At 60.1% G+C, this 10,262-nt stretch carries 9 protein-coding genes; 7 read left to right on the top strand and 2 right to left on the bottom strand.

Annotation, left to right across the window (positions count from 1 at the left end):
* The 6 genes from acs to coaE form a co-directional block, all read left to right on the top strand.
* Positions 1-1,879, top strand: a 1,879-nt coding sequence (gene acs, locus VBE63_RS21225; RefSeq protein WP_323685017.1) for an acetate--CoA ligase, incomplete at its 5' end; no start/stop codon positions are given.
* Positions 1,880-2,042: 163 nt separating this feature from the next.
* Positions 2,043-2,876, top strand: coding sequence for an NYN domain-containing protein (locus tag VBE63_RS21230; RefSeq protein ID WP_323685018.1), 834 nt, complete (start codon positions 2,043-2,045; stop codon positions 2,874-2,876).
* A gap of 33 nt (positions 2,877-2,909) precedes the next feature.
* Positions 2,910-4,619 (top strand): type IV-A pilus assembly ATPase PilB, encoded by a 1,710-nt coding sequence (gene pilB, locus VBE63_RS21235; protein WP_323685019.1) that lies wholly within the window; start codon positions 2,910-2,912, stop codon positions 4,617-4,619.
* 23 nt (positions 4,620-4,642) lie between these two features.
* Positions 4,643-5,884: a type II secretion system F family protein gene (locus VBE63_RS21240; protein ID WP_323685020.1), complete on the top strand. Its 1,242-nt coding sequence runs from the start codon at positions 4,643-4,645 to the stop codon at positions 5,882-5,884.
* Positions 5,885-5,941: 57 nt separating this feature from the next.
* Positions 5,942-6,835, top strand: coding sequence for a prepilin peptidase (locus VBE63_RS21245; RefSeq protein ID WP_416274617.1), 894 nt, complete (start codon positions 5,942-5,944; stop codon positions 6,833-6,835).
* A 101-nt stretch (positions 6,836-6,936) separates the two neighbouring features.
* A complete protein-coding gene (gene coaE / locus VBE63_RS21250; protein WP_323685022.1) occupies positions 6,937-7,551 on the top strand; it encodes a dephospho-CoA kinase in 615 nt (204 codons plus the stop codon).
* Positions 7,552-8,171: 620 nt separating this feature from the next.
* Here coaE and VBE63_RS21255 read toward each other — a convergent pair.
* Positions 8,172-8,924 carry a VacJ family lipoprotein gene (locus VBE63_RS21255; RefSeq protein ID WP_323685023.1) on the bottom strand — a complete coding sequence of 251 codons (753 nt, stop codon included), beginning with the start codon at positions 8,922-8,924 and terminating at the stop codon, positions 8,172-8,174.
* Between the two features lie 152 nt (positions 8,925-9,076).
* On the opposite strand from VBE63_RS21255, the gene rnt reads away from it, so the two are divergent.
* Positions 9,077-9,706, top strand: coding sequence for a ribonuclease T (gene rnt / locus VBE63_RS21260; RefSeq protein WP_323685024.1), 630 nt, complete (start codon positions 9,077-9,079; stop codon positions 9,704-9,706).
* A gap of 75 nt (positions 9,707-9,781) precedes the next feature.
* Here the strand turns inward: rnt and grxD are convergent, their stop codons facing one another.
* Positions 9,782-10,117 (bottom strand): Grx4 family monothiol glutaredoxin, encoded by a 336-nt coding sequence (grxD, locus tag VBE63_RS21265; RefSeq protein WP_323685025.1) that lies wholly within the window; start codon positions 10,115-10,117, stop codon positions 9,782-9,784.
* Positions 10,118-10,262 lie beyond the last annotated feature (145 nt).

Raw genomic sequence — 10,262 nt, forward strand, 5'->3', positions numbered from 1 at the left:
CTATCGCAGCCTGTATCAGCGCTCGGTCGATGATCCGGAGGGTTTTTGGGCCGAGCATGCGGAACAGCATGTGACCTGGCTCGAGAAGTGGAACAAGGTCATGGATTACAGCTATGGCCCGGATGAGGTGCATATCCGCTGGTTCGAGGGCGGCAAGCTCAATGTGTCGCAGAATTGCTTGGACCGCCACCTGGCCACCCGTGGCGATCAGGTTGCGATCATCTGGGAAGGCGATAATCCTGAAGAGGATCGCAAGGTCACCTATCGCGAGCTGCACGCCGAGGTCTGCAAACTGGCCAACGTGATGAAGGCGCGCGGCGTCAGCAAGGGCGACCGGGTCTGCATCTATCTGCCGATGATCCCGGAAGCCGCGGTTGCGATGCTGGCCTGCACCCGCATCGGCGCCGTGCATTCGATCGTCTTCGGCGGCTTCTCGCCCGATTCACTGCGCGACCGGATTCAAGACTCCGAGTGCCGGCTGCTGATCACCTCGGATGAAAGCGTGCGCGGCGGTCGTCACGTCCCGCTGAAGAAGAATGCCGATAAGGCACTCGAGGAATGCCCCAGCATCGATACGTGCATCGTCGTGCGTCGCACCGGCGGCGAGGTCGCCTGGCACGAGGGTCGTGACCTCTGGTACCACGAGGCCATGGCCGATGCCTCCGCCGAGTGCGCGCCGGAGCCGATGGACGCCGAGGACCCGCTGTTCATCCTCTATACCTCGGGCTCGACCGGCAAGCCGAAAGGCGTGCTGCACACTACCGGCGGCTATCTGGTCTATGCGGCGATGACGCATAAGTACACCTTCGACTATCGCGAGGGTGAGGTCTACTGGTGCACCGCCGATGTCGGCTGGGTCACCGGGCACACCTACATCGTCTATGGTCCATTGGCCAACGGCGCCATCTCACTGATGTTCGAGGGCATCCCGAACTATCCGGACATGTCGCGTTTCTGGCAGGTGATCGACAAGCACAATGTCGCCACCTTCTATACCGCGCCAACCGCGATCCGCGCGCTGATGCGTGCCGGTGAGGAGCCGGTCAAGAAGACCTCGCGCAAGAGCCTGCGCATCCTCGGCACCGTTGGCGAGCCGATCAACCCTGAGGCCTGGGAGTGGTATCACCGAGTGGTTGGCGATGAGCGTTGCCCGATCGTCGATACCTGGTGGCAGACCGAGACCGGTGGCCATCTCATCACACCGCTGCCCGGCGCCACGCCGACCAAACCTGGCTCGGCAACCAAACCCTTCTTCGGTGTCGTCCCCGCGCTGGTTGACGCCAGCACCGGCACCATCCTCGAAGGCGAGGCTGAGGGCGCGCTGGTCATCACGCGGCCCTGGCCTGGGCAGATGCGCACGGTCTATGGCGATCACCAGCGCTTCATCGACACCTACTTCAAGCAGTATCCGGGCTACTACTTCTCCGGCGATGGCGCCAAGCGCGATACCGATGGCTACTACTGGATCACCGGTCGCATCGACGACGTGCTCAATGTCTCCGGTCACCGGCTCGGCACCGCCGAGATCGAATCGGCCTTGGTCCTGCACGATGCCGTCGCCGAGGCCGCGGTGGTCGGCTATCCGCACGACATCAAGGGCCAGGGCATCTACGCCTATGTCACCACCATGGCCGGCGTTGAGCCAACCGACGAGCTGAAGAAAGAGCTAGTCAAGCTGGTCCGCACCGAGATCGGCCCGATTGCAACCATCGATATCATTCAGTGGGCGCCGGGGCTACCCAAGACCCGTTCTGGTAAGATCATGCGTCGTATCCTGCGCAAGATCGCCGCGAACGAGATCAGCACCCTGGGCGATACCTCGACGCTCGCCGATCCGGGCGTGGTTGAGGAACTGATCGACAACCGCGGCAACCTGTAGATCAACCTTAACCGGCGGTTGCGACGTAAGGCGTCGCAACCCGGCCGCCACGATCGAGCGGCAACGCCTCAATCCCAGTGACGTCCCATCGTCACCCCCACCGTCCCGCCCCCCTCACGAACGGAATCCTGGTAGGCGCTTAGCCCCCACGAGGTCGACCTCATTGCCTTTATGTCAACGAGTTGGCGTCTATGTCGACGCCGAGAATGTCCGTTACAACGGCGGCTATCAGATGCGCTACGACGTGCTGCGACGCTTTGCGGCACGCGAGAACGGCATCCTGCAACGTCTTAATACTTATATCTCTTACGATTCCGAACGCGCACGCGAAGACCCCGAGTACGCCAAGAAGAGTCGCGGTTACCAGCAGATGGTGCGCGACTTCGGCTGGAAGATTACCGTTAAGTATGTCCGCCGATACACGGATGAGGCCGGCAACATCTCGATGAAGGCCAATGCGGACCTTGACATGGCCGTCGATGCCATGCTGCAGGCCGAGAAGCTGGATCAGGTGATCTTGGTCACCGGTGATGGTGACTTCCTGCAAGTCGTTGAAGCCTTGCAGAATCGCGGCTGTCGCGTCGAGCTGATCGGGTTCAAGAACGTCTCGCGCGCCCTGCAGCAAGAGGTCGATGCCTTCTGGCCCGGCTTCTTGATCCCGGATCTGCTGCCGGTGTCCTATGAGCCGCGCAACGAGTGGGGCAAGTCAGGCTCTTGCGTGCGCGGCGTTTGCACCAAATGGTTCCCGGACAAGGGCTATGGCTTCCTGCGCTTCATTCAGGACATCTCACCGGATCTCTGGATCACGGACCCGCGTGAGCCTGAGTCGCCTTATGTCAGCGTTTTCTGCCATGCCAATGAGATCGCAGAGGAGGTGACCGAGGAGATGTTGATGAATCGCGAGACCATCCTAGAGTTTTATCTCAATGAGAGTGATCAGAAGGACAATGGGCTGGTTGCCAACAACGTGAGGCTCGCTTTCAATATCAGCCGCTAGACGGAGCCCCCTATCCTCGCGAGTCTCTAACCCATGGCGACCGAAGCGTCCAGCATCAATCCCGCCGGACTGGCACGACGCCTGGTACAGGATGGACTCTTATCGGAAAAGCGGGCACAAACGGCGCAGACTGAAGCGAATGGGCGGCGTCAGCCCTTCGTTCAATACCTGGTCGAACAGAATCTGCTCGATAGCCACAGCATCGCCGTTGCGGCCTCCGAGGAGTTCGGCGTCCCATTGGTCGATCTGCGTGCCATCGACCTGCTCAATGTGCCGATGGATCTCGTCGACGCGCGCCTGATCCGCAAGCACCATGCCTTACCGCTGTTTCGACGTGGTAACCGTCTGTTTGTTGCCCTGTCCGACCCGACCAATGATCGCGCGCTGGACGAGATCCGTTTCAACACAGGGATGTCGGCAAGCGCCGTTCTGGCGGAGGAAGACAAGCTCACCGCCGCCATCCATCAGGTGCTCGAGGCGCAGGATACGACCATGTCGGACCTGGCCAACGCCGACCTCGAGAGCGCTGCACTCGGGGACGACGAGGACCAGCAAACAACGGTTGATGCTAACGTCGATGACGCGCCGGTGGTGCGCTATGTGAACAAGATTCTGATCGATGCCATCAATAGCGCGGCGTCAGACGTGCATTTTGAGCCCTATGAGCGCTATTTTCGGATTCGTTTCCGACAGGATGGCGTCCTGCGCGAGGTTGCAACACCACCGCTCGCGATCTCGGCACGTTTGACGGCACGGCTCAAGGTCATGTCGCGGATGAACATCGCTGAAAAACGGATTCCGCAAGATGGCAGGATCAAGCTCAAGCTTGGACAATCGCGTGATATCGACTTTCGCGTCAACACCTTGCCCACCCTCTATGGAGAAAAGATCGTTCTCCGCATCCTGGATTCAGGGGCCGCCAAGGTGGGCATCGAGAAGCTCGGCATGGATGAACGGCAGCGCGCAGACTTTCTGCGAGCGATTGGAAAGCCCTACGGAATGATCCTGGTCACGGGGCCGACGGGCTCGGGCAAGACCGTCACGCTCTACTCTGCACTGAATATCCTGAATCAGACCGGAGTCAACATCTCCACCGTCGAAGACCCGGTTGAGATCCAAGTGCCTGGTATTAATCAGGTCAACATGAACCCGAAGACCGGGCTCACCTTCGCCGCGGCATTACGCGCCTTCTTGCGCCAAGACCCGGACATCGTCATGGTCGGTGAGATCCGAGACCTCGAGACCGCTGAGATTGCCGTCAAAGCCGCCCAGACCGGCCATCTGGTGCTCTCGACCTTGCATACCAATGATGCACCTCAATCGCTGACGCGACTCGCCAACATGGGCGTTGCGCCCTTCAATATCGCCTCTTCAGTGCTGGTGATCATGGCCCAGCGGCTCGCCCGGCGGCTCTGCCCGCATTGCCGAGCCGAAGAATCCCTGCCCGAGTTAGCCTTAATCGAGGAGGGCTTTACTGAGCAAGAGATTGCCAAAGGCATCCAGCTCTTTAAGCCGGTCGGCTGTGAGCATTGCACCGAAGGCTACAAAGGGCGCGTTGGTATCTTCCAGGTCATCGAGGTCTCTGAGGCGATGGGGCGATTGATCATGGAGGGTGGCAATGCGCTCCATCTCGCCGCTCAGGCTGAAAAAGAGGGCTTCCTGACCTTACGCCAATCAGGGCTGAGACGCGTCAAGGAGGGCGTCACTAGCCTGCGCGAACTTAATCGAGTGACCAAAGAGTAATCAGAAGCACGACAGAGAACCTAATGGCTATTGCCGTTGCGAAGCAGAAAAAAAAGGTCAAGCAACCGCCCGAATTCCTCTGGGAAGGGGTTGATCGGCGCGGACAGAAGGTTAAGGGTGATCTGCGCGCGGAGAGCCTTGCCTTAGCCCGCGCCGATCTGCGCCGCCAGGGCGTCAACCCGCTCAAAGTCCGCAAGAAACCGCAGCCCTTATTCGGCAGTGGAAACAGAAAGATCACCGCGGCTGATATCAGTGTCTTCAGCCGCCAGCTTGCTACCATGATGGCCGCTGGCGTGCCACTGGTGCAATCGTTCGACATCGTTGGCCGCGGTCACGACAACCCCTCAATGCAAGCACTATTGCTCACCATCAAGGGTGACATCGAGAGCGGCACGAGCATGGCGGCCGCGCTGCGAAAGTGTCCGCTCTACTTCGACGATCTGGTCTGCAACCTGGTCGCCGCTGGCGAGCAAGCCGGTGTGCTCGACGTCCTCTTGGACAAGATCGCGACCTACAAGGAAAAGACTGAATCGATCAAGGGCAAGATCAAGAAGGCGATGTTTTACCCGGCAGCCGTCATCTTGGTCGCCATCATCGTCACCGTTGTCATCATGCTGTTCGTGATCCCGCAGTTTAAAGAGCTGTTTTCAAGCTTTGGTGCAGATTTACCCGCGTTTACCTTGCTGGTCATTGCCCTCTCAGACTTCATGCGCGAGTTCTGGTGGCTGATGGCGGCCGGGATCGCCCTGCTGGTCTATGCCATCATCGCCGCGTTCAAGCGGTCGAAGGCGTTCCGAAACGCGGTCGATCGCACTGCGCTCAGGCTGCCGGTGATCGGTCCTATCCTGCATAAGGCCGCGGTTGCGCGCTTTGCCCGCACACTGTCGACCATGTTTGCCGCCGGCGTCCCGCTGGTGGACGCGCTGGAATCGGTCTCAGGTGCCACCGGCAGCCTGGTCTATGCGAATGCCGTCAATAAGATGCGCGAAGAGGTCGCCACCGGCCAAAGCCTGCAACTGGCGATGCGCCAAGCCAGCCTTTTCCCGCATATGGTGATCCAGATGACGGCCATCGGCGAGGAATCTGGCGCCCTAGACTCGATGCTGGGCAAGGCAGCGGACTTCTACGAAGAGCAGGTCGATAACGCCGTCGACGCCCTTAGCAGCCTGCTCGAGCCCTTAATCATGGTGGTGATCGGCGGCCTGGTCGGCAGTCTCGTCATCGCCATGTACCTGCCCATCTTCAAGCTCGCGGCCGTGGTTTGAGCGGAACGTCCGAGCCAATCTTAAAGCCCACTCTTGGAGCCTGTACATGTGACCGAGATCATCAGCGTCTTTGAGCAAACCCCCGCGTTGCTCTATCTGACGACAGCGCTTTTTGGCCTCGCCGTCGGCAGTTTTCTCAACGTGCTGATCTTACGCCTTCCGCGCATCATGGAGCAGGAATGGCTCGAAGACTGTACAGCGCTCTTGGCCTCTGCCAAGACAGCCGGGCCACAGGAGGACACAGCCGCGGCCGCGACTCCACGCCTCGGTCTGGCGCGGCCAGGCTCACACTGCCCGTCTTGCGGTACCGCGATCAGAGCACTGGATAACATTCCCATTTTGAGCTGGCTGCGATTACGCGGTCGCTGCAGCGCCTGCAAGGCGAAGATATCGGTCCGTTATCCGCTGGTTGAAGCACTCACCGCGGTGCTGTCGGTGGTCGTGGTCTGGCAGCTTGGCCCGACCACCGCAGCACTCGCTGCCCTGATCTTGACCTGGGGGCTTGTCGCATTGGCGGTCATCGACCTCGATACGCAGTTGCTGCCCGACAGCCTGAGCCTACCGCTCCTCTGGCTTGGCCTCCTGCTGAGCCTCGGCGGCACCTTTACCGACCCCAGCTCGGCGATCCTCGGCGCCGCGGCAGGCTACCTACTGCTCTGGCTGGTGTATCAGGGATTCCGCCTCACCACCGGCAAAGAGGGCATGGGACGCGGCGACTTCAAGCTCCTGGCACTCTTCGGCGCCTGGCTTGGTTGGCAAGCCGTACCGCAGATCATCCTGCTCTCGTCGCTACCGGGCGCCATCGTTGGTGGGGCACTCATCGCCAGTGGCCGTCAGCAGGCTGGACAACCCATCCCCTATGGCCCTTTCCTGGCGATTGCCGGTTGGATCAGCCTGCTCTGGGGCGAGTCCATCACCGAGGCTTATCTGCGCTGGGTGGGACTGGCATAAGGCTATGGCGCCTTGCCATCCCCGATGGATGAAACGCGCGTGACGCCAGGCAAGAGCCCCGTGCCCTCCGCGCTTCAGACCTGGCTGGTCAGCCTAGACGCATGACCTATCGTATCGCACTCACTGGCGGGATCGGCAGCGGCAAGAGTACCGTGGCCGAGGCCTTTGCAGGCCTCGGGATCATCGTCAGCGATGCCGATGCCATCTCGCATCAACTCACCCGACCGGGCGGCGAGGCACTTCCGGCCATCGCCGCTGCGTTCGGCGCAGAGATGCTCGATGCAACAGGCGCCCTCGATCGTGCGCGGATGCGAGAACAGGTCTTCAGGGACCCCGCCGCGCGCCGGCGTCTGGAAAGCATTCTGCATCCCTTGATTCGCACCCGGATGCTTGCCGAGACGGAGACGATCAGCAGCCCATACGCACTGCTGATGATCCCGCTACTACTGGAAACCGGCCAACAAGCCTTGGTTGATCGCGTGCTCGTCGTCGACCTACCAGAAGCCCTGCAGATCGCGCGTGTCCAAGCGCGCAATGGTCTCGAGCCCGGCCAGATCAAACGCATCATCGCCAGCCAAGTCAGCCGCACCGAGCGCCTTGCCGCGGCTGATGATGTCATCGACAACAGCGGCGATCAGCATCGCCTCAGGCCTCAAGTCGAGCGCCTGCACCAGGCCTACCTCAGGCTCGCATCCGCTTCTCTTCGCTGTTTCTAAAGCCGCGATGGATCGCGTCCAGGCTCAATACCAGTGCTTCGGCAATCGCTGAATAGACCATTGATGAGTTGCGCAGGCACCCAATGGCTCTGTAAGCTCGGCTGGTGGCGATGCGGTCGCCACCGATGCAATCTGCCTGACAACATCCACCAAGCGGTGGAATCATTGGATAGAGAGGATGACGATATGATCAACAGGCCTGCTCGCCCACTCAATGTATTTGCGACGCTGACAATGACGGCTGCGCTCACGCTAGCGTCACAAGGGGTCTTTGCCGTCGAATGCAAAGGGATGGAGAAATCCGCCTGCGAAAACCAGAGTGCCTGCACTTGGGTAGACAGTTACACGCGCAAAGATGGCGTACAGGTCAGTGGTCATTGCCGCACGAAAGGCGGCAAGAAGTCGTCAAGCTCAAGCAGCAGCACGAGCAGTAGCTCGAGCAACAGCTCGAACTAGCTCGTCCGCTCAGCGGCTTGCTGATCCTGGCAGCGCAGATCGCCCGCCAGACTCGGCAAGCCGCTGATCATCGATGAGCCTCGGGCTACTTCAGCCGAGCAGTCGAGATCACAGCACCGCCAATTGACGAGGAGAGATGGCAAGCAGAGCCGAAGCCGGAGGGCCTATGGGTCCAAGGCGTCCTCGTCCCAGAACAGATCGTAGTCTTGGTCGGCGGGCGCATTGCCATCGTGAACCAGGTTACGACGCCGCTGCAGATAGGCGTCACGCACAAAGACGTAGCGATCGAGCGCAGCCTCGTCCATCAGCTTACTAGCGTCAAGCAAGCCGGCTCGAACGTCAATCGCCCGCAGCACCACGAAGCCCCAGTAGATCTCATCCGCCTCTAGACTAAAGAACGGATCAACGAGAACATCGCCGGCAAAGCCAATGGTGTCACGCACTGAGCTTGGCCCCAAGATTGGCATCACGAAGTAGGGGCCGTCACCAAAGCCCCAGTAGCCAAGCGTCTGACCAAAGTCTTCCTTATAGCTCGGAATGCCCAGGTTGCTGGCAACATCGATAAAGCCGGCCAGACCGACGGTGCTATTCACGACCACGCGGCTCACATCCGTGCCAGCCCGTGAAAGCTTGAACTGCAGCGCATTGTTCACCGCCGAGGTCACGTCAGCAACATTATTGAAAAAGTTGGTGATGCCCTGGTTGACGGGTTCTGGCGTGATCGCTTGATAACCTTGGGCAACCGGCTTCAAGAAGGCATTGTCGAAGTCGGTATTGAACTGAAACATCGCCCGATTATAGGTCTGCCAGGGATCGCGCGGATCGCGCTGCTCCTTTGGGATCGAACTGCAGCCGCCAGTCAACGACGCTGTCAAGAGCACCAGAAAAAGGAGGCGAAAAAGGTGCACGCTTTGCATAGACCAGACTCCCGCATCTCATCGAACGCCGCGACGGTTCTGGAACGATGGTAGCACAGTGGTCGAACAACCCTATCCTTGGCCAGATCCTAGGCCAGACAGAATGCTCTCCGTCGTTTGGCTTTTGCCGGCAACCCTCTTATGCTGCCGAGATGGAATACAAAGACCAACCCTCAGCGCCAATAGGCATCGCCGGTCGCTTCCGCGGCTTCCTGCCCGTGGTTGTAGACGTCGAGACCGCGGGTTTTGATCCGCAGCGTCATGCCTTGCTTGAGATCGCCGCGGTAATGATCAGGATGGACGCTGACGGCTGGCTGGTGCCGGGGGCTACCCATGCCTGCCATGTGCTGCCGTTCCTCGGCTCCGAGCTCGATCAGAGTGCACTGGCGTTCAATAAGATTGACCCGGACCACCCTCTTCGAGATGCCATGGCTGAACGCCAGGCTCTGCCAAAGATCCTTGACCCGATTCGCAAGGCGGTTGCATCGCATGGCTGCAATCGTGCCATCCTGGTTGGACACAACGCGCACTTCGATCTCGGCTTCATTAAAGCCGCAGTCGACCGGAACGACTACAAGCGTAACCCTTTCCATGCCTTCAGCGTCTTCGACACCGTCTCGCTGGCGGGTTTGGCCTATGGACAGACAGTCTTAGCGAAGGCGGCACAAGCAGCCGGACTCGACTGGGACAATACTGCCGCCCATTCCGCGATCTATGATGCCGAGCAGACCGCGCGGCTCTTCTGCACCATCGTCAACCGCTGGCGCACCACAACGCTATGATCCTAAAAGGGCAGCGCGCCTGGCGAGAGCCCCCTGACGCGGGGGCCTAAGACCAAGGGCTTGGAGTGCTCCTGATTAGCTGGCGGCCTGTTCCTGTTTCGTCACCGCGGACTCCATCATGGTCTTGAGCTCACCACTTGCCGCTAGCTCCAGCGTGATGTCACACCCGCCAACCAGTTCGCCATCGATATAGATCTGCGGGAAGGTTGGCCAGTCGGCGTAGCGCGGCAGGTTCTCGAAGATCTCTGGATCTTGGAGGACATTCACATAAGCAAAGCTGACGCCCGTGTCGCTAAGCGCTTGCGCCGCGCGCATCGAGAAACCGCATTGCGGCATTTGCGGTGTGCCTTTCATATAGATGACGGCTGGGTGGCCCTTGACCTGTTGGTCGATACGCTCGATGACATCCATCGCAATACCTCGTGAAAGACTGGGGGATCAGTCCCGCCAAGGTCGGGATAGCCGCGCGCCTTATCAAGGCTCCGCGACTGACGCCATGCGAAGCCGCAATGCCTCAACAGACCCTGGCGGGAAGCGCAGGAAAGGGAAACGCTCC

It is taken from the genome of Lamprobacter sp., assembly GCF_034860625.1.
Taxonomy (GTDB): Bacteria; Pseudomonadota; Gammaproteobacteria; order Chromatiales; family Chromatiaceae; genus Lamprobacter.

Bases quoted from the DNA above. Each gene is read 5' to 3' on its own strand.
- pilB (WP_323685019.1), top strand. From the start codon at position 2,910: ATGGCGACCGAAGCGTCCAGCATCAATCCCGCCGGACTGGCACGACGC.
- VBE63_RS21240 (WP_323685020.1), top strand. From the start codon at position 4,643: ATGGCTATTGCCGTTGCGAAGCAGAAAAAAAAGGTCAAGCAACCGCCC.
- coaE (WP_323685022.1), top strand. From the start codon at position 6,937: ATGACCTATCGTATCGCACTCACTGGCGGGATCGGCAGCGGCAAGAGT.
- VBE63_RS21255 (WP_323685023.1), bottom strand. From the start codon at position 8,924: ATGCAAAGCGTGCACCTTTTTCGCCTCCTTTTTCTGGTGCTCTTGACA.
- rnt (WP_323685024.1), top strand. From the start codon at position 9,077: ATGGAATACAAAGACCAACCCTCAGCGCCAATAGGCATCGCCGGTCGC.
- grxD (WP_323685025.1), bottom strand. From the start codon at position 10,117: ATGGATGTCATCGAGCGTATCGACCAACAGGTCAAGGGCCACCCAGCC.